Origin of the sequence: Geodermatophilus marinus (genome assembly GCF_003428645.1) — a bacterium.
Classification (GTDB): Bacteria; Actinomycetota; Actinomycetes; order Mycobacteriales; family Geodermatophilaceae; genus Geodermatophilus.
Genome location: NZ_QVQH01000001.1, coordinates 322,074 through 342,383, shown reverse-complemented (window position 1 = coordinate 342,383; position 20,310 = coordinate 322,074). Strand labels below are relative to the sequence as shown.

Below are 20,310 nucleotides of genomic sequence, written 5' to 3'. Positions count from 1 at the left end.
CTGAGCCTGCGAAGGGTGGGGAGGTCGGGGTCCTGCTACCAGGAGCTCTTGCTCACGCCCGGCAGCTCACCGGCGTGCGCCATCTCCCGGAGGCAGATCCGGCAGAGGCCGAACTTCCGGAAGACCGAGTGCGGGCGGCCGCACCGCTGGCACCGCGTGTAGCCGCGGACGGCGAACTTCGGCTTGCGGGCCGCCTTGTTGATCAGCGCCTTCTTGGCCATGTCTGTCTCTCCTCGTTCCCGCCGACTCGATCCCGGCTCAGCGGATGGTCGTGACGACGGGCTGGCCGGCGAACGGGAAGCCCAGCAGGCGCAGGAGCTCGCGACCCTCCTCGTCCGTGGTGGCGGTGGTGACCAGCGTGATGTCCATGCCGCGGGGGCGGTCGATCTTGTCGACGTCGATCTCGCGGAACATCGACTGCTCGGTCAGCCCGAACGTGTAGTTGCCGTTGCCGTCGAACTGCTTGGCGTTCAGGCCGCGGAAGTCGCGGATGCGGGGCAGGGCCAGCGACAGCAGCCGGTCCAGGAACTCCCACATGCGGTCGCCGCGCAGGGTCACCTTGGCGCCGATCGGCATGCCCTCGCGCAGCTTGAACTGGGCGATGGACTTGCGGGCGCGCACGACGGCCGGCTTCTGGCCGGTGATCGCGGTGAGGTCCCGGACGGCGCCGTCCATCAGCTTCGCGTCCCGGGTGGCCTCGCCGACGCCCATGTTGACGACGATCTTGGTCAGCCGCGGGATCTGCATGACGTTCTCGTAGCCGAACTCCGACTGCAGGGCCGGCGCGATCGATTCGCGGTAGTGGGCCAGCACGCGGGGCAGCTCACGGGTGGGTGCACTCATGGGATCAGAGGTCCTTACCGGTGCGCCGCGAGACCCGGATGCTGCGGCCTTCCTCGTCCTTGCGGTAACCGACCCGGGTCGGCTTGTCCTCGGAGTCGATCACCATCACGTTGCTGACGTGGATGGGCGCCTCCTGCGTGACGATCCCGCCCTGCTGCGCGCCGCGCTGGTTCGAGCTGATGCGGGTGTGCTTCTTCACCCGGCCCACGCCCTCGACCAGCACCTTCTGCTGCTTGGGGTAGGCGGCGATCACGCGGCCCTTCGCGCCCTTGTCCTTGCCGGACAGCACGACGACCGTGTCGCCCTTCTTCACCTTCATCGACGGGGTCTTCCCGCTGGCTGCCTGAGCCATGGTCACAACACCTCCGGAGCGAGCGAGATGATCCGCATGAACCGCTTGTCGCGCAGCTCGCGCCCGACGGGGCCGAAGATGCGGGTACCGCGCGGGTCCCCGCTGTCACGGATGATCACCGCGGCGTTCTCGTCGAAGCGGATGTAGGAGCCGTCGGGACGCCGCCGCTCCTTCGCCGTGCGGACGACGACCGCCTTGACGACGTCACCCTTCTTCACCCCGGCACCGGGCAGCGCGTCCTTCACGGTGGCGACGATGACGTCACCGATGCCCGCGTAGCGTCGCCCCGAGCCGCCGAGCACGCGGATGCAGAGGATCTCCTTCGCACCGGTGTTGTCGGCGACACGCAGTCGCGACTCCTGCTGGATCACGTGCTACTCCTGATCTCTCTCGGTGACAGCCGGGCCGGAACGGTGAACCGGCTGTCCGGTACCCACGCGCGGACGCACCGGCGGGGGCGACCGCCGGTGCGTCCGACACGGGTACCGGGATGCGGCGCCCACCCGTGGGCGGCGCCAGTCGTCCAGGGTACCTGGTCCTGGGTGGCCTCGACCGGGGCGTCCGCCACAGCGGACGCCCCGGGGAGGCCGCGGCTCACTTGGCCTTCTCGAGGACCTCGACCAGCCGCCACCGCTTGGTGGCCGACAGCGGCCGGGTCTCCATGATCTGCACGCGGTCACCGACGCCGGCGACCCCCTGCTCGTCGTGGGCCTTCAGCTTGCTCGTGCGCCGGAGGACCTTGCCGTAGAGGCCGTGCTTCACGCGGTCCTCGACCTCGACGACGATGGTCTTCTCCATCTTGTCGCTGACCACGTAGCCCTCGCGGACCTTGCGGTAGCCACGGCCGGCCAGGCCGGGACCGCTGGCGACAGCGGTGTTGTCGGGCTCGCTCATGCCACACCCTCGCTCGGGGCGGCCGAGAGGCCCAGCTCGCGCTCGCGCATGATCGTGTAGATCCGGGCGATGTCGCGGCGGACGGTCTGCAGCCGCCGGTTGTTGTCCAGCTGGCCGGTGGCCACCTGGAACCGCAGGTTGAACAGTTCTTCCTTCGACTCGCGCAGCCTCGTGGCGAGCTCCTCAGCGGAGAGCTCGCGCAGCTCGGGAGCGGTCAGACCGGCGGCCATCACACCTCTCCTTCACGCGTGATGAAGCGGCACTTCATCGGCAGCTTGTGGATCGCGCGGCGCATGGCCTCGCGGGCCACGGACTCCGGGACGCCGGACAGCTCGAACATGACCCGCCCCGGCTTGACGTTGGCCACCCACCACTCGGGCGAGCCCTTGCCGGAGCCCATGCGGGTCTCGGCGGGCTTCTTGGTGAGCGGGCGGTCCGGGTAGATCGAGATCCACACCTTCCCGCCACGGCGGATGTGCCGGGTCATCGCGATACGCGCCGACTCGATCTGCCGGTTGGTGACGTAGGCCGGCTCGAGCGCCTGGATGGCGTACTCGCCGAAGTTGATCTGCGTCCCGCCCTTGGCACGGCCCGAGCGGCTCGGGTGGTGCTGCTTGCGGTGCTTGACGCGCCGTGGGATCAGCACGGGTCAGCCCTCCGTGTTCTCGGTGGCCGCGCTCTCGGCCGCGGCGGCACCCTGGGCACCGGCGGACTCGGCGAGGGTCTGCTGGGCGGCGGCGTCCCCGGACGTCGTCGCGACCGCGCTGTCGGCGGTCGCCGGACCGGTGGGGGTCTCGGCGGCGGCGCGGCCGGCCTCGGTACCCCCGGCGGTGGTGCCCGAGGAGCCCGACCGGCGCGGCCGCTGCGAGCGCTCGCGGCGCTGCTGCCGGGCGGCCAGGGCCTCCAGCGCCTCGCGCTCGGCGCGCGAGCCGCTGACGTCGCCCTTGTAGATCCAGACCTTCACGCCGATGCGGCCGAAGGTCGTGCGGGCCTCGTAGATGCCGTAGTCGATGTTCGCGCGCAGGGTGTGCAGCGGCACGCGGCCCTCGCGGTAGAACTCCGAGCGGCTCATCTCGGTGCCGCCGAGGCGGCCCGAGCACTGCACCCGGATGCCCTTGACCTGCGGGCTGCGCTGGGCCGACTGCATCGCCTTGCGCATGGCCCGGCGGAAGCTGACGCGGCTGGACAGCTGCTCGGCGACGGCCTGGGCCACGAGCTGGGCGTCGGCCTCGGGGTTCTTGACCTCGAGGATGTTCAGCTGCACCTGCTTGCCGGTGAGCTTCTCCAGCTCGCCGCGGATGCGGTCGGCCTCCGCGCCGCGCCGGCCGATGACGATGCCCGGCCGGGCGGTGTGGATGTCGACGCGGACGCGGTCCCGCGTGCGCTCGATCTCCACCTTGGAGATGCCCGCGCGCTCCATGCCCTTGGTCATGAGCTTGCGGATGGCCACGTCTTCCTTGACGTAGTCCTTGTACAGCTTGTCGGCGTACCACCGGGACTTGTAGTCGGTGGTGATGCCCAGTCGGAACCCGTGCGGGTTGACCTTCTGACCCACTATCGGGTCCCTCCCCTCGTGTTGCCCTTCGACTGCTGGGTGGCCGGGCCGGACTGGCCGGTGCGACGGCGGGCCGTGCGCGACTTGCCGGCGAGCTCCTCGCTGGCGCTCACCTCGCTGACCTCGACCGTGATGTGGCAGGTCCGCTTGTTGATCCGGTACGCGCGGCCCTGGGCCCGCGGCCGGATGCGCTTGAGGGTCGGGCCCTCGTCGACGTAGGCCGCGCTCACGACCAGCGCGGCCGGGTCCAGCCGCAGGTTGTGCTCGGCGTTGGCGACGGCGCTGGCGACGACCTTGGCCACGGGCTCGCTGGCCGCCTGCGGCGCGAAGCGCAGCAGGGCCAGGGCCTCGTCGGTCGGCAGGTAGCGGACGAGGTCCACCACCCGCCGCGCCTTCATCGGGGTGACGCGGACGAACCGGGCGGTTGCCCGGGCGACCGGCGCCTCCTGTCCCACCTGGGAAGTCATTGTCTGAACTCTCTCTACCTGGTCAGCCGCGGCGCGACCGGCGGTCGTCCTTGACGTGCCCACGGAAGGTGCGCGTGGGTGCGAACTCGCCGAGCTTGTGCCCGACCATCGCCTCGGTCACGAAGACCGGGACGTGCTTGCGGCCGTCGTGCACGGCGATCGTGTGCCCGAGCATGTCGGGGATGATCGTCGAGCGGCGCGACCAGGTCCGGATGACGGTCTTGGTGCCCTTCTCGTTCTGCGCGTCCACCTTCTTGAGCAGGTGGTCGTCGACGAACGGGCCCTTCTTCAGGCTGCGTGGCATGTCTTCTCGTGCTCCCTCTGGCCCGCTCAGCGCTTCTTGTTGGTGCGCCGGCGGCGCACGATCAGGGCGTCACTGGCCTTGCGCTTGCGCGTGCGGCCCTCCGGCTTGCCCTTCGGGTTGACCGGGTGCCGGCCACCGGAGGTCTTGCCCTCACCACCACCGTGCGGGTGGTCGACCGGGTTCATCGCGACACCGCGGACGGTCGGGCGCTTGCCCTTCCACCGCATGCGGCCGGCCTTGCCCCAGTTGATGTTCGACTGCTCGGCGTTGCCCACCTCGCCGACGGTGGCGCGGCAGCGCACGTCGACGTTGCGGATCTCGCCCGACGGCATGCGCAGCTGCGCGAGCCGGCCCTCGCGGGCCACCAGCTGGACGCTGGTGCCGGCCGAGCGGGCGATCTTCGCCCCGCCACCGGGCCGCAGCTCGATGGCGTGGACCACCGTGCCGACGGGGATGTTCCGCAGCGGCAGGTTGTTGCCCGGCTTGATGTCGGCCGCGGGCCCGCACTCGACGGTGTCGCCCTGCTTGAGCCGGGCCGGGGCGAGGATGTAGCGCTTCTCGCCGTCGGCGTAGTGCAGCAGCGCGATCCGCGAGGTGCGGTTCGGGTCGTACTCGATGTGCGCGACCTTGGCCGGCACGCCGTCCTTGTCCGCCCGGCGGAAGTCGATCAGCCGGTAGGCGCGCTTGTGCCCGCCGCCCTGGTGCCGCGCGGTGACCTTCCCGTGCACGTTGCGCCCGCCGCGACCGTGCAGCGGCCGGACCAGCGACTTCTCGGGATGGTCGCGGGTGACCTCGGCGAAGTCGGCGACGGACGAACCGCGGCGGCCCGGCGTCGTCGGCTTGTACTTGCGGATAGCCATTTCTGACTCAGTCCCTGTCTGTTCTCTCTGGTCCGGTCACTGGGTGCGGGCGCCTCAGGCGCCCGGCCCGCCGAAGATCTCGATGCGGTCGCCGGGGGCGAGCGACACGATGGCCCGCTTGGTGTCCTTGCGCCGGCCCATCCGGTTGCCCCGGCTGCGCTTGCGCTTGCCCTGGCGGTTGATCGTGTTGACGCCGAGGACCTTCACGTCGAAGACCTGCTCGACCGCGATCTTGATCTGGGTCTTGTTGGCCTCGGGCAGCACCAGGAACGTGTACTGGTTCTCGTCGAGCAGCCCGTAGCTCTTCTCCGAGATGACCGGGGACAGCAGCACGTCCCGGGGGTCGCGCACGCTCACGGCTTCTCCTCGGTGGTGTCGTCGGTGTCGTCGGCGGGCACCTCGGCGCGGGCGGCCTCGGACGCGGTGGTCACGTCCTCCGCCGGCACGGCGCGGCCCGGGGTCCGGGGGGTGGCCTGCGGGTCGGGCGCCTCGGTGGTCTCGACGGTGCCCTCGCCCTCGGCCGGGGCGATCGACGGGACGCCGCCCTTGGTCAGGGAGGTCGCCACGTCGGGCAGGTCGCGGCCGCGGTCCCGGGAGGGGCCGGACACGAACTCGGCCAGCGCCGCCTCGGTGAAGACCACCTCGTCGGCCACGAGCACGTCGTAGGTGTTCAGCTGGCCGGCCTCGAGCAGGTGCACCTGCGGCAGGTTGCGCAGGCTGACCCAGTTGAGGACGTCGTCGCGGTCGAGGACCACGAGCACCCGCTTGGCCTGGGTGACCGACCGGAGGGTGGCCAGCGCGGCCTTGGTCCGGGGGGCGTCGCCGTCGACGAAGGTGCTCACCACGTGCACGCGGTCCTCGCGGGCCCGGTCGGAGAGGGCACCGCGCAGGGCGGCGGCCTTCATCTTCTTGGGGGTCCGCTGCGAGTAGTCCCGCGGCTGCGGGCCGTGGACGGTGCCGCCGCCCTCGAACTGCGGGGCGCGGGTCGAGCCCTGGCGGGCCCGGCCGGTGCCCTTCTGGCGGTAGGGCTTGGCGCCGCCACCGCGGACCTGGCCGCGGGTCTTGGTCGCGTGCGTGCCCTGGCGCGCGGCGGCGAGCTGGGCCACCACGACCTGGTGCATGAGCGAGACGTTGGCCGACGCGTCGAAGAGCTCGCCGGGCAGCGTGACGCTGCCGGTGGTCTCCCCGGCCGGGGTGCGGACGTCGACCTGGCGGTCGGTCCGGTTCTGGGTCGTCGATGCGGTCACTTGTCGTCACTCCCCACGGGGCCGCCCTTGACGGCCGAGCGCACGAGCACGACGCCGCCCTTGGGGCCGGGGATGGCGCCCTTGATGAGCAGCAGGCCGCGCTCGGCGTCCACCTTGTGCACGTTCAGCGAGAGGGTCGTCGTCTTGACCGCGCCCATGCGGCCGGCCATGCGCAGGCCCTTGAAGACGCGACCGGGGGTCGAGGCCCCGCCGATGGAGCCGGGCGACCGGTGCTTGCGCTGGGTGCCGTGCGCGGCACCCAGGCCGTGGAAGCCGTGCCGCTTCATGACACCGGCGGTGCCCTTGCCCTTGCTGGTGCCGATGACGTCGACCTTGGCGACGCCGTCGAAGACCTCCGCGGTCAGCTCCTGGCCGACCGTGTAGTCCGAGGCGTCCTGGGTGCGCAGCTCCACCACGTGGCGGCGGGGGGTGACCCCGGCCTTGGCGAAGTGGCCGCCCTCGGGCTTGTTCACCTTGCGCGGGTCGATCTCACCGAAGCCGAGCTGGACGGCGGAGTAGCCGTCGACCTCGGGGGTCCGGACCTGGGTGACCACGCAGGGGCCCGCCTTGACGACCGTCACCGGCACGATGCGGTTGTTCTCGTCGAAGACCTGGGTCATCCCCAGCTTCTCGCCGAGGAGACCACGGAACGTGTTCGCCATGACTCCCCCCTTACTGGATGTTGACGTCGACCGAGGCCGGCAGGTCGATGCGCATGAGCGCGTCGACCGTCTTCGGCGTCGGGTCGAGGATGTCGATGAGCCGCTTGTGGGTGCGCATCTCGAAGTGCTCCCGCGAGTCCTTGTACTTGTGCGGGGACCGGATGACGCAGTAGACGTTCTTCTCCGTCGGCAGCGGCACCGGGCCGACGACGCGCGCACCGGTCTTGGTCACCGTGTCGACGATGCGCCGCGCCGAGGCGTCGATCGCCTCGTGGTCGTAGGCCTTCAGCCGGATGCGGATCTTCTGTCCCGCCATCGCTGTTCTCTGCTCCTGCCGATCGGTGTTCGTTCGTAGCTGGGGAACGCCGGGTGGTCGCAGACCTCATCCGGTCTGGCCCCAGCGGGGAGGGTGTTCGTGCGCACAGCGCACGGCCACCCGGGGGACGGGCGGTGGTCGTGGGCACGACCACCGCCCGTCGCGGGGTGTTACTTGATGATCTTCGTGACGCGGCCGGCGCCGACGGTGCGACCACCCTCGCGGATGGCGAACCGCAGGCCCTCCTCCATGGCGATCGGCTGGATGAGCTCGACCGTCATCTCGGTGTTGTCGCCGGGCATGACCATCTCGGTGCCGGCGGGCAGGGTCACGACGCCCGTCACGTCCGTGGTCCGGAAGTAGAACTGCGGACGGTAGTTGTTGAAGAAGGGCGTGTGACGGCCACCCTCGTCCTTCGAGAGGATGTAGACCGAACCCTCGAAGTTGGTGTGCGGGGTGATCGAACCCGGCTTCACGACGACCTGGCCGCGCTCGACGTCCTCGCGCTTGATGCCGCGCAGCAGCAGGCCGACGTTGTCACCGGCCTGGCCCTGGTCGAGCAGCTTGCGGAACATCTCGACGCCGGTGACGGTGGTCTTGGTCGACGAGGGGCGGATGCCGACGATCTCGACCTCCTCGTTCACCTTGACGACGCCGCGCTCCACGCGACCGGTCACGACGGTGCCGCGGCCGGTGATGGTGAAGACGTCCTCGACCGGCATGAGGAAGGGCTTGTCGACCTCGCGCTGCGGCTCGGGGATCGCGGTGTCGACCGCGTTCATGAGCTCCATCAGCTTGTCGCCCCACTCGGCGTCGCCCTCGAGGGCCTTGAGCGCGGAGACGCGGACCACGGGGACGTCGTCACCCGGGAACTCGTACTCGCTGAGCAGCTCCCGGACCTCCAGCTCGACGAGCTCGAGGATCTCCTCGTCGTCGACCATGTCGGCCTTGTTGAGCGCCACGACGATGTAGGGGACGCCGACCTGGCGGGCCAGGAGCACGTGCTCCTTGGTCTGCGGCATCGGGCCGTCGGTCGCGGCGACCACGAGGATGGCGCCGTCCATCTGCGCCGCACCGGTGATCATGTTCTTGATGTAGTCGGCGTGCCCGGGGCAGTCGACGTGCGCGTAGTGCCGGTTCTCGGTCTGGTACTCGACGTGGGCGATCGAGATCGTGATGCCGCGGGCCTTCTCCTCGGGCGCCTTGTCGATCTGGTCGAAGGCCGACGCCTCGTTGAGGTCCGGGTACTTGTCGTGCAGCACCTTGGTGATCGCCGCGGTCAGGGTGGTCTTCCCGTGGTCGATGTGCCCGATGGTGCCGATGTTGACGTGCGGCTTGGTCCGCTCGAACTTGGCCTTGGCCACTGGGTTCCTCTCCTCGTGGTGTCGCAGTGAGCGCGAACTCTGGGGTGGGCTTGCTGGGTGGGGCCGGGCGGGGTCGCCCCCGCCCGGCAGGTCACTCGCCGGTGGCCTTGGCGATGATCTCCTTGGCCACGTTCTGCGGGACCTCGGCGTACGAGTCGAACACCATGGTGTAGCTCGCCCGCCCCTGGGTGCGGCTGCGCAGGTCGCCCACGTAGCCGAACATCTCCGAGAGCGGGACGAGGGCCCGGACGACGCGGGCGCCGGAGCGCTCCTCCATCGCCTGGATCGTGCCGCGCCGGGAGTTCAGGTCGCCGATGACGTCGCCCATGTAGTCCTCGGGCGTGACGACCTCGACGGCCATGAGCGGCTCGAGCAGGGCCGGGCTGGCCTTGCGCGCGGCCTCCTTGAAGACCATCGAGCCGGCGATCTTGAAGGCCATCTCGGACGAGTCGACCTCGTGGTACTGGCCGTCGATGAGCGAGGCCTTGACCCCGACGACCGGGTAGCCGGCGAGGATGCCGTACTGCATGGCGTCCTGGATGCCCTGGTCGACCGAGGGGATGTACTCCTTGGGCACCCGCCCACCGGTGACCTTGTTCTCGAACTCGTAGGTCGCCGAGTCGCCGCTGATCTCCAGCGGCTCCAGGGTGACCTGGACCTTCGCGAACTGGCCGGACCCACCGGTCTGCTTCTTGTGGGTGTAGTCGTACTTCTCGACGGCCTTGCGGATCGTCTCGCGGTAGGCCACCTGCGGCTTGCCGACGTTGGCCTCGACCTTGAACTCGCGCCGCATGCGGTCGACGAGGATCTCCAGGTGGAGCTCGCCCATGCCCGAGATGACCGTCTGACCGGTCTCGTCGTCGAGCTTGACGCGGAAGGTCGGGTCCTCCTCGGCCAGCTTCTGGATGGCGGTGGAGAGCTTCTCCTGGTCGCTCTTGGTCTTCGGCTCGATCGCGACGTCGATGACCGGGTTGGGGAAGCTCATCGACTCGAGGATCACCGGCTTCTGCGGGTCGCAGAGGGTGTCACCCGTGGTCGTCTGCTTCAGCCCGACGACGGCCACGATCTGGCCGGCGCCCACGCCCTGGCGCTCCTCGCGCTTGTTGGCGTGCATCTGGTAGATCTTGCCGATCCGCTCCTTGCGGTCCTTGGTGCTGTTGAGCACCGGGGACCCGGAGTCCAGCCGCCCGGAGTAGACCCGCACGTAGGTCAGCTTCCCCAGGTGCTGGTCGGTCTGGATCTTGAACGCCAGGGCCGAGAACGGCTCGTCCTCGTCGGCGTGCCGCACGACCTCGGTCTCGCCGTCCAGGGCGGTGCCGGTGATGGCGCCGACGTCCAGCGGGCTGGGCAGGTAGTCGACGACGGCGTCGAGCAGGGGCTGCACGCCCTTGTTCTTGAACGCCGTCCCGGTGAGCACCGGGTTGACCTGGGCGGCGATCGTGGCCCGGCGGATGGCGGCCTTCAGCGTCTCGGGGGAGATCTCCTCCCCGCCGAGGTACGCCTCCATGATCGCGTCGTCGGTCTCGGCGACGCCCTCGAGCAGCTTCTCCCGGTACTCGGCCGCCTGGTCGGCGAGCTCGGCCGGGATCTCCTCGATGGAGTAGTCCTCGCCCATCTGGGTCTCACCGCGCCAGGTGAGCGCGCGCATGTAGACCAGGTCGACGACGCCGACGAAGTCGGACTCGGCACCGATCGGCAGCTGCAGCACCAGGGGGTTGGCGCCGAGCCGCTCGACCATCATGTCGACGCAGCGGAAGAAGTCGGCGCCGGTGCGGTCGAGCTTGTTGACGAAGCACATCCGCGGGACGCCGTACTTCTCGGCCTGCCGCCAGACCTGCTCGGTCTGCGGCTCGACCCCGGCGACGCCGTCGTAGACCGCGATCGCACCGTCGAGGACCCGCAGGGACCGCTCCACCTCGACGGTGAAGTCGACGTGCCCCGGGGTGTCGATGATGTTGATGTCGTGGCCGTTCCAGGCGCATTTCGTCGCGGCGGACGTGATGGTGATGCCGCGCTCCTGCTCCTGCTCCATCCAGTCCATCGTGGCCGCGCCGTCGTGGACCTCACCGATCTTGTAGTTGATACCGGTGTAGAAGAGGATGCGCTCGGTCGTCGTGGTCTTGCCGGCGTCGATGTGCGCCATGATCCCGATGTTGCGGGTCTTGGCGAGCTGGGCCTCGTTGCTGGCCATTACTTCTCCTCTTGCGGGTTGTCCGTGTGCGGGCGCCGGGGCGTCGACGTCCAGGAGCGCCCCGGAGGTCCCGCCGACGGCGGGCGCTGGTGGACGCGCCTCACCAGCGGTAGTGCGCGAAGGCCTTGTTCGACTCGGCCATCTTGTGGGTGTCCTCGCGGCGCTTCACCGCGGCTCCCAGACCGTTGCTCGCGTCGAGCAGCTCGTTCATCAGCCGCTCGGTCATCGTCTTCTCGCGGCGGGCGCGGCTGTACTGGATCAGCCAGCGCAGACCCAGCGTGGTGCTGCGCGAGGCGCGGACCTCGACGGGCACCTGGTAGGTCGCACCACCGACGCGGCGGCTGCGGACCTCGAGCGCCGGCTTGACGTTGTCCAGCGCGCGCTTGAGCGTCACCACCGGGTCGGTGTCGGTCTTGGCGCGACAGCCCTCGAGGGCGCCGTAGACGATCGACTCGGCGACCGAGCGCTTGCCGTCGACCAGGACCTTGTTCACCAGCTGGGTGACCAGCGGCGACTGGTAGACCGGGTCGGCGACCAGCGGACGGCGCGGCGCGGGGCCCTTGCGCGGCATGTCAGCTCTTCTCCTTCTTCGCGCCGTACCGGCTGCGAGCCTGCTTGCGGTTGCGGACGCCCTGGGTGTCCAGCGAGCCGCGGATGATCTTGTAGCGCACGCCCGGGAGGTCCTTCACCCGGCCGCCGCGCACGAGCACCATCGAGTGCTCCTGCAGGTTGTGGCCGACGCCCGGGATGTAGGCGGTCACCTCGATGCCACTGGTGAGGCGGACGCGAGCGACCTTGCGCAGCGCCGAGTTCGGCTTCTTCGGCGTCGTCGTGTACACGCGGGTGCACACCCCACGACGCTGAGGGGAGCCCTTCAGCGCCGGGGTCTTGGTCTTCTCGACCTTGTCCTCGCGGCCCTTGCGGACCAGCTGGTTGATCGTGGGCATGGGTGGCCTGGATCTCCTACCTGCGCTGGGTCGTGCTGTGGACGGTGCTCTGTCGTGCCGGGTGCCGGTCCTGCCCGGGGCTGTACCCGGTCCCGGCCGTGGTCCACCACCGGCCCCCGCGGTCGGGCGTGTCGCCTTCCCCAGGACCGGCCGGTGATTCGAACCGGATCGGTCGCCCCCCGCGACTCGGCGCCACCACCTGCTGGCAGGCGCACCGCGAACGGGAGCAGGCCCAGGGCACCCTGGGCACGGCTGACCACGATACCCGCGTGCCGGAACACGGTCAAAGCGGGGTCCGGCACACCCGGCGGGCACTGATCAGCCGTGTCCGCGCGGGCACGTCCGGGTCAACCCGTCCCGCACGCGGGTTGTTCCCGAGCGCGGCGGCCGACCCGGCGGGGTGGCCGGGCGGGGTGCGGCGACCATACCCGCCACATCCCCCCGGGCCGGGACCCCGGCCCGGCCCGGCGGCCGTCGCGCGACTGTCAGTACCTCGCCCTACGGTCGGTGGCAGGACGCCCACCCACCGCCACCGGAGGCACCCGTGCACGTCGACCTCGCCCGCGAGCTCAAGGCCCATCTGGAGACGCGGCTGGCCGAGTCGGTCGGCCCGGTGACGGCCAGCGGGCTCGGTGGGACCCGCTGGGCGCGGCCTGCGCTCGGCCTGGCCCCCGTCGGCCCGCAGCAGGCCCACCTGGCCATCCGGCTGGCCAGCAAGGAGGACGCCGACATCCTGCTGGCCGGCCTGGACGACGCCGTCCTCGGCGAGGTCGACGTCCGGGTGATCGGCGCGGTCCGCGCACTGCCCTCGCCCACGATCCCCTCCCCCGCGCCCGGGGACCTGCAGCGCCGGGTCCGGCCGCTGCACCCGGGGGTGTCCGTGGGCCACGCCGGGGTCAGCGCGGGGACGCTGGGCGGGTTCGTGCACGCCGCCGGCCGGCTGGCGATGCTGTCGAACAACCACGTGCTCGCCGCCACCGACGCCGGCCGGGTCGGTGACCCGGTGCTGCAGCCGGGGCCGGCCGACCGCGGCGTGGACGCCGACCGCGTCGCGACCCTGGCCGCCTTCGAGCGGTTCCACGCCCACGGCGGGGTCAACCTGGTCGACGCCGCCGTCGCCGTCCTGGACCCGGAGGTGCCCGCCGAGCCCGGGCGGCTGCCCGGCGGCCCGCTGGGGGCCCTGGCCGTGCCGGTGGAGGAGATCGACCCGGACGAGGTCGTGGAGAAGGTCGGCCGGACCACCGGTCACACGCGGGGGCGGGTCACCGCGGTGGAGGTCGACGGCGTCGCGGTCCAGTACGACGGGGTGGTGCACACCTTCGACGACCAGGTGGAGGTCGAGGGCCTCGCGGGGGCCTTCAGCGCCGGCGGGGACAGCGGGTCGGTGATCTGGCGGAGCAGCGACCGCGCCCCCCTCGGGCTGCTCTTCGCCGGCAGCGAGCTCGGGGGCAGCACCGGCGGCGGGGTCACCTACGCCAACCCGCTGGTGACCGTCCTGGACGTGCTGGCCCTGGAGTGGATCGGCTCCTGAAGCAGCCCCGCGCAGGGGCCCGCGGCGAGCGCAGCGAGGCGTGCGGGGCGAGCAGGAGGGGCGGCCCCCGCGCAGGGGCCCGCGGCGAGCGCAGCGAGGCGTGCGGGGCGAGCAGGAGGGGCGGCCCCCGCGCAGGGGCCCGCGGCGAGCGCAGCGAGGCGTGCGGGGCGAGCAGGAGGGGCGGCCCCCTCGCAGGGGCCCGCGGCGAGCGCAGCGAGGCGTGCGGGGCGAGCAGGAGGGGCGGCCCCCGCGCAGGGGCCCGCGGCGAGCGCAGCGAGGCGTGCGGGGCGAGCAGGAGGGGCGGCCCCCTCGCAGGGGCCCGCGGCGAGCGCAGCGAGGCGTGCGGGGCGAGCAGGAGGGGCGGCCCCCGCGCAGGGGCCCGCGGCGAGCGCAGCGAGGCGTGCGGGGCGAGCAGGAGGGGCGGCCCCCTCGCAGGGGCCCGCGGCGAGCGCAGCGAGGCGTGCGGGGCGAGCAGGAGGGGCGGCCCCCGCGCAGGGGCCCGCGGCGAGCGCAGCGAGGCGTGCGGGGCGAGCAGGAGGGGCGGCCCCCTCGCAGGGGCCCGCGGCGAGCGCAGCGAGGCGTGCGGGGCGAGCAGGAGGGGCGGCCCCCGCGCAGGGGCCCGCGGCGAGCGCAGCGAGGCGTGCGGGGCGAGCAGGAGGGGCGGCCCCCTCGCAGGGGCCCGCGGCGAGCGCAGCGAGGCGTGCGGGGCGAGCAGGAGGGGCGGCCCCCTCGCAGGGGCCCGCGGCGAGCGCAGCGAGGCGTGCGGGGCGAGCAGGAGGGGCGGCCCCCTCGCAGGGGCCCGCGGCGAGCGCAGCGAGGCGTGCGGGGCGAGCAGGAGGGGCGGCCCCCTCGCAGGGGCCCGCGGCGAGCGCAGCGAGGCGTGCGGGGCGAGCAGGAGGGGCGGCCCCCTCGCAGGGGCCCGCGGCGAGCGCAGCGAGGCGTGGGGGGCGAGCAGGAGGGACGGCCCCCTCGCAGGGGCCCGCGGCGAGCGCAGCGAGGCGTGGGGGGCGAGCAGGAGGGACGGCCCCCTCGCAGGGGCCCGCGGCGAGCGCAGCGAGGCGTGGGGGGCGAGCAGGAGGGACGGCCCCCTCGCAGGGGCCCGCGGCGAGCGCAGCGAGGCGTGGGGGGCGAGCAGGAGGGACGGCCCCCTCGCAGGGGCCCGCGGCGAGCGCAGCGAGGCGTGGGGGGCGAGCAGGAGGGACGGCCCCCTCGCAGGGGCCCGCGGCGAGCGCAGCGAGGCGTGGGGGGCGAGGGGGTCCTTCTACTGTCCTCCGGCCGCTCGACAGGGCACCATGGTCGCCATGACCGACCGCGCCGCCGCCCGTGCCGCCAAGAGCGTCCTCGCCGCGCGGCTGGGTGCGGACCCGGAGGTGGTCGGCGTGGGGCTGGCCCGCCGCGACTCCGGCTACGTCCTGAAGGTCGACCTCGCGGACCCGCGCGCGGCCAGCCGGGTGCCCGGCGACGTGGACGGGGTCCGCGTCGTCACCGAGGTCGTGGGCGTGGTCCGCGCGCTGGGGCCCCGCACCGCCTGAGCCCGCGCAGCCCGCGCGGGCGCGGCCGCTACGGTCGGCCCGGCGTCAACGGTGGCGCCGCCGACCCCGGGAGTGGACGTGCGCATCGGCATCCAGGCCAGCTACAGCGGCGGGTTCCGCCAGACCGCCGCGGAGATCCGCGACCTCGAGTCCGCCGGGCTCGACCTCGCGATGGTGGCGGAGGTCTACACCTTCGACGCGGTGAGCCAGCTGGGCTACCTGGCCGCGGTCACCGAGCGGGTGGAGCTGATGAGCGGCATCTTCCCGATCTACAGCCGGACGCCGGCCCTGACCGCCATGACCGCCGCGGGGCTGGACTTCGTGTCCGACGGGCGGTTCACCCTGGGCCTGGGCGCCTCCGGGCCGCAGGTCATCGAGGGCTGGCACGGCGTCCCCTACGACGCCCCGCTGCAGCGCACCCGCGAGGTCGTCGAGATCTGCCGGCAGGTGTGGCGGCGCGAGCGCCTGGTCCACGACGGGCCGAAGTACCGGGTCCCGCTCCCGGCCGAGCAGGGTACGGGCCTGGGCAAGCCGCTGAAGCTGATCAACACCCCGGTGCGTGACCGCATCCCGGTGCTGCTGGCCGCCATCGGTCCCAAGAACGTCGAGCTGGCCGCCGAGATCGCCGAGGCGTGGGAGCCCATCTTCTTCGTGCCGGAGAAGGCCGGGTCGGTGTGGGGCGAGGCGCTGGCGGCCGGCCGGGCGAAGCGCGACCCGTCCCTCGGGGAGCTGCAGGTGGTGACGGGCGTCCCCGTGGCGATCGGCGAGGACGCCGGGTCGCTGCTGGACCGGGTGCGCCCCTCGCTGGCCCTCTACATCGGGGGCATGGGCGCCCGGGGCAAGAACTTCTACAACGACCTGGCCCGGCGGTACGGGTACGAGGACGAGGCCCGCACGGTCCAGGACCTCTACCTCGAGGGCCGGAAGGACGAGGCCGCCGCCGCGGTGCCCGACGAACTGGTGCAGGCCACCTCGCTGATCGGGCCGGAGTCGCACGTCGCGGAGCGGGTGGCCGCCTTCCGGGAGGCCGGGGTGGGAACCCTCATGCTGCAGCCGCTCGACGACAGCGCCGAGGGCCGGCTGCGCACGGTGGAGACCATGCGCCGCATCGCCGACGCCTGACCTCTCGTGATCATGGAGTTGTCGCTCGGCGACAACCCCATGATCACCGGCGGGTTTCGTCACGCCGTGAAACGCGGAAGGGCCCCGCAGGTCGATGACCTGCGGGGCCCTGGTGACCCGCTGGAGCGGCCCTCGTCAGGGTCCCGCGCCGGGCGTGCGAGGCGCGGGACCCTGACGAGGGTCCTTTCTCAGCCGCGCCAGTCGTACTCCTCGAGGCGGACGGCCTCCCCGGAGCCCGCGCCGAAGACATCGGGGCTGTAGTACTGCCCGTCGTCGTACCCGGCCATCGTGTAGACGGCGGCGCGGGCCTCCTCGGTCGGCTCGACCGTGATGTTCCGGTAGCGGCTGATCCCGGTCCCGGCCGGGATCAGCTTCCCGATGATCACATTCTCCTTGAGGCCGAGCAGGCTGTCGCTCTTGCCCTGGATCGCGGCGTCGGTGAGGACCTTCGTCGTCTCCTGGAAAGAGGCCGCCGACAGCCACGACTCGGTCGCGAGCGAGGCCTTGGTGATCCCCATGAGGACCGGACGGGCCGAGGCCGGCTCGCCGCCCTCGGCGACGACGCGGCGGTTCTCGGTCTCGAACAGCGTCCGCTCGACCAGTGCCCCGGGCAGGAACTCCGTCGCACCCGAGTCGATGATGGTCACCCGCTTGAGCATCTGCCGGATGATCACCTCGATGTGCTTGTCGTGGATCGACACGCCCTGGCTGCGGTAGACCTCCTGGACCTCGCGGACCAGGTGCAGCTGCACCTCGCGCGGGCCCATGATCCGCAGCACCTCGTGCGGGTCCACCGCACCCTCGGTGAGCTGCTCGCCGACCTCGACGTGCGAGCCGTCCTCGACGCGCAGCCGCGACCGGCGCGACAGCTTGTCGTAGACGACGTCGTCGGAGCCGTCGTCCGGGGTGATGGTCAGCTTGCGGAACTGCTCGCCGTCCTCGATCCGGACCGTGCCGGCCAGCTCGGCGATCGGCGCCTTGCCCTTGGGCACGCGGGCCTCGAAGAGCTCGACCACGCGCGGCAGTCCGTGGGTGATGTCCTCACCCGCGACACCACCGGTGTGGAAGGTGCGCATCGTCAGCTGGGTGCCGGGCTCGCCGATCGACTGGGCGGCGATGATGCCGACCGCCTCGCCGACGTCCACCAGCTTGCCGGTCGCCAGCGAGCGGCCGTAGCAGGTGGCGCAGGTGCCGAGCAGCGACTCGCAGGTGAGGACGCACCGGACCTTGACCTCGGCGACGCCGGCGTCGATGAGCTGCTGGATGAGCACGTCACCCAGGTCCTCACCGGCCCGCGCGACGACCGTGCCGTCCTCGGCGGGGACGTCGGCGGCCAGCGCACGGGCGTACACGCTGGTCTCCACGTGCGGGTCGCGGGTCAGCGTGCCGTCGAGGACGGTGCCGATCGGCATGAGCACGCCGCGGTCGGTACCGCAGTCCTCCTCGCGGATGATGACGTCCTGCGAGACGTCGACCAGCCGGCGGGTGAGGTAGCCCGAGTCCGCGGTCCGCAGCGCGGTGTCGGCCAGACCCTTGCGCGCGCCGTGCGTGGAGATGAAGTACTCCAGCACGGACAGACCCTCCCGGAAGTTGGCCTTGATCGGCCGCGGGATGATCTCGCCCTTCGGGTTGGACACCAGGCCGCGCATGCCGGCGATCTGGCTGATCTGCATCATGTTCCCGCGGGCGCCCGAGTTGACCATGACCCAGACCGGGTTCGTGGTGGGGAAGTTGTCCACCATCGCCTGGCTGACCTCGGCCCGCGCGCGGGTCCAGATCTCGACCAGCTCGGAGCGCCGCTCGGTGTCGGTGATGACACCGCGCTCGTACTGCTTCTCGATCCGCCGCGCCTCGTCCTCGTGCCGGTCCAGGATCTCCTGCTTGGCCGGCGGGGTGACGACGTCGTCGATCGCGATCGTGACACCGGCGCGGGTGGCCCAGTGGAAACCGGCCGACTTGAGCGCGTCGAGCGTCGCCGCGACCTGCACCTTGGGGTAGCGCTCGGCGAGGTCGTTGACGATCGCCCCGAGCTCCTTCTTCGGCACCTGGTAGTTGACGAAGCGGTAGTCCTCGGGCAGGGCCTCGTTGAACAGCACCCGGCCGAGGCTGGTCAGCACGCGCGCGGGGGCGCCCGGCGTCCAGTCCTCCGGCTGCTCCCACGGCGGGTTCACCGAGCCGTTGTCGACCCCGTACACCTCGTCGAGGCGGATCCAGGCCCGCTCCTGCAGGCCCAGGGACCCCTTGTCGTAGGCCATGACCGCCTCGGCCGCGGAGGAGAAGGCAGCCGGCTGGCCGCCCTCGGCCTCGTGCCGGCTCGGCACCACGGTCGTCAGGTGGTACAGGCCCAGCACCATGTCCTGGGTCGGCGCGGTGATGGGGCGGCCGTCGGCCGGCGACAGGATGTTGTTCGAGGACAGCATCAGGATGCGGGCCTCGGCCTGCGCCTCCGCCGACAGCGGCAGGTGCACGGCCATCTGGTCACCGTCGAAGTCCGCGTTGAACGCGGTGCAGACCAGCGGGTGGATCTGGATGGCCTTGCCCTCGACCAGCTGCGGCTCGAAGGCCTGGATGCCCAGGCGGTGCAGCGTCGGCGCCCGGTTGAGCAGCACCGGGTGCTCGGTGATGACCTCCTCGAGCACGTCCCACACGACCGGCCGCGCGCGCTCGACCATCCGCTTGGCGGACTTGATGTTCTGCGCGTGGTTGAGGTCGACCAGCCGCTTCATGACGAACGGCTTGAACAGCTCCAGCGCCATCTGCTTGGGCAGGCCGCACTGGTGCAGCTTGAGCTGCGGGCCGACGACGATGACCGACCGACCGGAGTAGTCGACGCGCTTGCCGAGCAGGTTCTGCCGGAACCGGCCCTGCTTGCCCTTGAGCAGGTCCGACAGCGACTTCAGCGGGCGGTTGCCCGGGCCGGTGACCGGCCGGCCGCGCCGGCCGTTGTCGAACAGCGCGTCCACGGACTCCTGCAGCATCCGCTTCTCGTTGTTCACGATGATCTCGGGCGCGCCGAGGTCGAGCAGCCGCTTGAGCCGGTTGTTCCGGTTGATGACCCGGCGGTACAGGTCGTTCATGTCGCTGGTGGCGAAGCGGCCACCGTCGAGCTGCACCATGGGGCGCAGGTCCGGCGGGATGACCGGGACGCAGTCCAGCACCATGCCCATCGGCGAGTTGCGGGTCTGCTGGAACGCCGCGACGACCTTGAGCCGCTTCAGGGCGCGCAGCTTGCGCTGGCCCTTGCCGGTGCGGATGGTCTCGCGCAGCGAGGCGGCCTCGGCGTCGAGGTCGAAGTCGGCGAGCAGCTTCTGCAGCGCCGCGGCGCCCATGCCGCCCTCGAAGTACTCCCCGAACCGGTCGCGCAGCTCCCGGTAGAGGCCCTCGTCGGCGATGAGCTGCTTGACCTCCAGCTTGCGGAAGGTGTCGAGCACCTCCTCGAGGCGGTCGATCTCCCGCTGGGCGCGGTCGCGCAGCTGGCGCATCTCGCGCTCGCCGCCCTCGCGCACCTTGCGGCGGACGTCGGACTTCGCGCCCTCGGCCTCGAGCTCGGCGAGGTCGGCCTCCAGCTTCTGCTGGCGGGCCTCGACGTCGGCGTCCCGGCGGGACTCCAGGTTGTGCTTCTCCGCACTGATCTCGGCCTCGATGGTCGGCAGGTCGCGGTGCCGCGCCTCGTCGTCGACCGAGGTGATCAGGTAGGCGGCGAAGTAGATGATCTTCTCGAGGTCCTTGGGCGCCAGGTCGAGCAGGTAGCCCAGACGCGAGGGGACGCCCTTGAAGAACCAGATGTGGGTGACCGGCGCGGCCAGCTCGATGTGGCCCATCCGCTCGCGGCGCACCTTGGCGCGGGTCACCTCGACGCCGCAGCGCTCGCAGATGATGCCCTTGAAGCGGACCCGCTTGTACTTGCCGCAGTAGCACTCCCAGTCCCGGGTGGGACCGAAGATCTTCTCGCAGAAGAGGCCGTCCTTCTCCGGACGGAGCGTGCGGTAGTTGATGGTCTCGGGCTTCTTCACCTCACCGTGCGACCACTGGCGGATGTCGTCGCCGGTGGCCAGGCCGATGCGGAGCTCGTCGAAGAAGTTGACGTCGAGCACTGAGTGGACCCCTTTCCCGGGGCTCGTTA

The 20,310-nt window shown here is 71.7% G+C and carries 23 protein-coding genes; 3 read left to right on the top strand and 20 right to left on the bottom strand.

Going from position 1 to position 20,310, the window contains the following annotated elements:
- Nucleotides 1–35: 35 nt before the first annotated feature.
- The 19 genes from D0Z06_RS01695 to rpsL all read right to left on the bottom strand — a co-directional run bounded on the left by D0Z06_RS01695 (nt 36) and on the right by rpsL (nt 12,002).
- Nucleotides 36–221: a type Z 30S ribosomal protein S14 gene (locus tag D0Z06_RS01695; RefSeq protein ID WP_012950469.1), complete on the bottom strand. Its 186-nt coding sequence runs from the start codon at nt 219–221 to the stop codon at nt 36–38.
- A gap of 37 nt (nt 222–258) precedes the next feature.
- Nucleotides 259–843 (bottom strand): 50S ribosomal protein L5, encoded by a 585-nt coding sequence (rplE, locus tag D0Z06_RS01690; protein ID WP_117375629.1) that lies wholly within the window; start codon nt 841–843, stop codon nt 259–261.
- 4 nt (nt 844–847) lie between these two features.
- Nucleotides 848–1,162, bottom strand: a complete 315-nt coding sequence (gene rplX / locus D0Z06_RS01685) for a 50S ribosomal protein L24 (protein WP_117375778.1) — start codon at nt 1,160–1,162, stop codon at nt 848–850.
- 35 nt (nt 1,163–1,197) lie between these two features.
- A complete protein-coding gene (rplN, locus tag D0Z06_RS01680) occupies nt 1,198–1,566 on the bottom strand; it encodes a 50S ribosomal protein L14 (protein ID WP_117375628.1) in 369 nt (122 codons plus the stop codon).
- A 223-nt stretch (nt 1,567–1,789) separates the two neighbouring features.
- Nucleotides 1,790–2,089: a 30S ribosomal protein S17 gene (rpsQ, locus tag D0Z06_RS01675; protein WP_117375627.1), complete on the bottom strand. Its 300-nt coding sequence runs from the start codon at nt 2,087–2,089 to the stop codon at nt 1,790–1,792.
- The gene (rpmC, locus tag D0Z06_RS01670) at nt 2,086–2,319 is read right to left on the bottom strand and encodes a 50S ribosomal protein L29 (protein WP_117375626.1); all 234 of its coding nucleotides are present in this window, start codon (nt 2,317–2,319) and stop codon (nt 2,086–2,088) included. The genes rpsQ and rpmC overlap by 4 nt, the downstream gene beginning before the upstream one ends.
- Complete coding sequence (gene rplP / locus D0Z06_RS01665) at nt 2,319–2,735, bottom strand: 50S ribosomal protein L16 (RefSeq protein ID WP_117375625.1); 417 nt, start codon at nt 2,733–2,735, stop codon at nt 2,319–2,321. The genes rpmC and rplP overlap by 1 nt, the downstream gene beginning before the upstream one ends.
- A 3-nt stretch (nt 2,736–2,738) precedes the next feature.
- Complete coding sequence (gene rpsC / locus D0Z06_RS01660; protein WP_117375624.1) at nt 2,739–3,644, bottom strand: 30S ribosomal protein S3; 906 nt, start codon at nt 3,642–3,644, stop codon at nt 2,739–2,741.
- Entirely contained in the window at nt 3,644–4,111 is a 468-nt protein-coding gene (rplV, locus tag D0Z06_RS01655) for a 50S ribosomal protein L22 (protein ID WP_117375623.1), read from the bottom strand. Before rplV ends, rpsC begins: the two co-directional genes overlap by 1 nt.
- Nucleotides 4,112–4,133: 22 nt before the next feature.
- On the bottom strand, nt 4,134–4,415 hold the full coding sequence (gene rpsS / locus D0Z06_RS01650) for a 30S ribosomal protein S19 (RefSeq protein WP_089402109.1): 282 nt from the start codon (nt 4,413–4,415) through the stop codon (nt 4,134–4,136).
- A gap of 26 nt (nt 4,416–4,441) precedes the next feature.
- The gene (gene rplB / locus D0Z06_RS01645) at nt 4,442–5,275 is read right to left on the bottom strand and encodes a 50S ribosomal protein L2 (RefSeq protein ID WP_117375622.1); all 834 of its coding nucleotides are present in this window, start codon (nt 5,273–5,275) and stop codon (nt 4,442–4,444) included.
- 54 nt (nt 5,276–5,329) lie between these two features.
- The gene (rplW, locus tag D0Z06_RS01640) at nt 5,330–5,632 is read right to left on the bottom strand and encodes a 50S ribosomal protein L23 (RefSeq protein ID WP_117375621.1); all 303 of its coding nucleotides are present in this window, start codon (nt 5,630–5,632) and stop codon (nt 5,330–5,332) included.
- The gene (gene rplD, locus D0Z06_RS01635; RefSeq protein WP_117375620.1) at nt 5,629–6,522 is read right to left on the bottom strand and encodes a 50S ribosomal protein L4; all 894 of its coding nucleotides are present in this window, start codon (nt 6,520–6,522) and stop codon (nt 5,629–5,631) included. The genes rplW and rplD overlap by 4 nt, the downstream gene beginning before the upstream one ends.
- Nucleotides 6,519–7,184, bottom strand: coding sequence for a 50S ribosomal protein L3 (gene rplC, locus D0Z06_RS01630; RefSeq protein ID WP_117375619.1), 666 nt, complete (start codon nt 7,182–7,184; stop codon nt 6,519–6,521). Before rplC ends, rplD begins: the two co-directional genes overlap by 4 nt.
- A 10-nt stretch (nt 7,185–7,194) precedes the next feature.
- Nucleotides 7,195–7,500 carry a 30S ribosomal protein S10 gene (rpsJ, locus tag D0Z06_RS01625; RefSeq protein ID WP_014742859.1) on the bottom strand — a complete coding sequence of 102 codons (306 nt, stop codon included), beginning with the start codon at nt 7,498–7,500 and terminating at the stop codon, nt 7,195–7,197.
- Between the two features lie 170 nt (nt 7,501–7,670).
- Complete coding sequence (tuf, locus tag D0Z06_RS01620) at nt 7,671–8,864, bottom strand: elongation factor Tu (RefSeq protein ID WP_117375618.1); 1,194 nt, start codon at nt 8,862–8,864, stop codon at nt 7,671–7,673.
- Nucleotides 8,865–8,955: 91 nt separating this feature from the next.
- Entirely contained in the window at nt 8,956–11,055 is a 2,100-nt protein-coding gene (fusA, locus tag D0Z06_RS01615) for an elongation factor G (RefSeq protein ID WP_117375617.1), read from the bottom strand.
- Nucleotides 11,056–11,155: 100 nt separating this feature from the next.
- Nucleotides 11,156–11,626, bottom strand: a complete 471-nt coding sequence (gene rpsG / locus D0Z06_RS01610) for a 30S ribosomal protein S7 (protein ID WP_117375616.1) — start codon at nt 11,624–11,626, stop codon at nt 11,156–11,158.
- Nucleotide 11,627: 1 nt separating this feature from the next.
- Nucleotides 11,628–12,002, bottom strand: a complete 375-nt coding sequence (rpsL, locus tag D0Z06_RS01605) for a 30S ribosomal protein S12 (RefSeq protein WP_012950487.1) — start codon at nt 12,000–12,002, stop codon at nt 11,628–11,630.
- A 544-nt stretch (nt 12,003–12,546) separates the two neighbouring features.
- Here rpsL and D0Z06_RS01600 point away from each other — a divergent pair.
- From D0Z06_RS01600 to D0Z06_RS01590, 3 genes are all read left to right on the top strand, one after another.
- The gene (locus tag D0Z06_RS01600) at nt 12,547–13,533 is read left to right on the top strand and encodes a chymotrypsin family serine protease (protein ID WP_117375615.1); all 987 of its coding nucleotides are present in this window, start codon (nt 12,547–12,549) and stop codon (nt 13,531–13,533) included.
- Nucleotides 13,534–14,834: 1,301 nt separating this feature from the next.
- The gene (locus D0Z06_RS01595; RefSeq protein WP_117375777.1) at nt 14,835–15,065 is read left to right on the top strand and encodes a hypothetical protein; all 231 of its coding nucleotides are present in this window, start codon (nt 14,835–14,837) and stop codon (nt 15,063–15,065) included.
- A 78-nt stretch (nt 15,066–15,143) separates the two neighbouring features.
- Nucleotides 15,144–16,187 (top strand): LLM class F420-dependent oxidoreductase, encoded by a 1,044-nt coding sequence (locus tag D0Z06_RS01590; RefSeq protein WP_117375776.1) that lies wholly within the window; start codon nt 15,144–15,146, stop codon nt 16,185–16,187.
- A 188-nt stretch (nt 16,188–16,375) separates the two neighbouring features.
- Here the strand turns inward: D0Z06_RS01590 and D0Z06_RS01585 are convergent, their stop codons facing one another.
- A complete protein-coding gene (locus D0Z06_RS01585) occupies nt 16,376–20,281 on the bottom strand; it encodes a DNA-directed RNA polymerase subunit beta' (RefSeq protein ID WP_117375614.1) in 3,906 nt (1,301 codons plus the stop codon).
- Nucleotides 20,282–20,310: the final 29 nt, after the last annotated feature.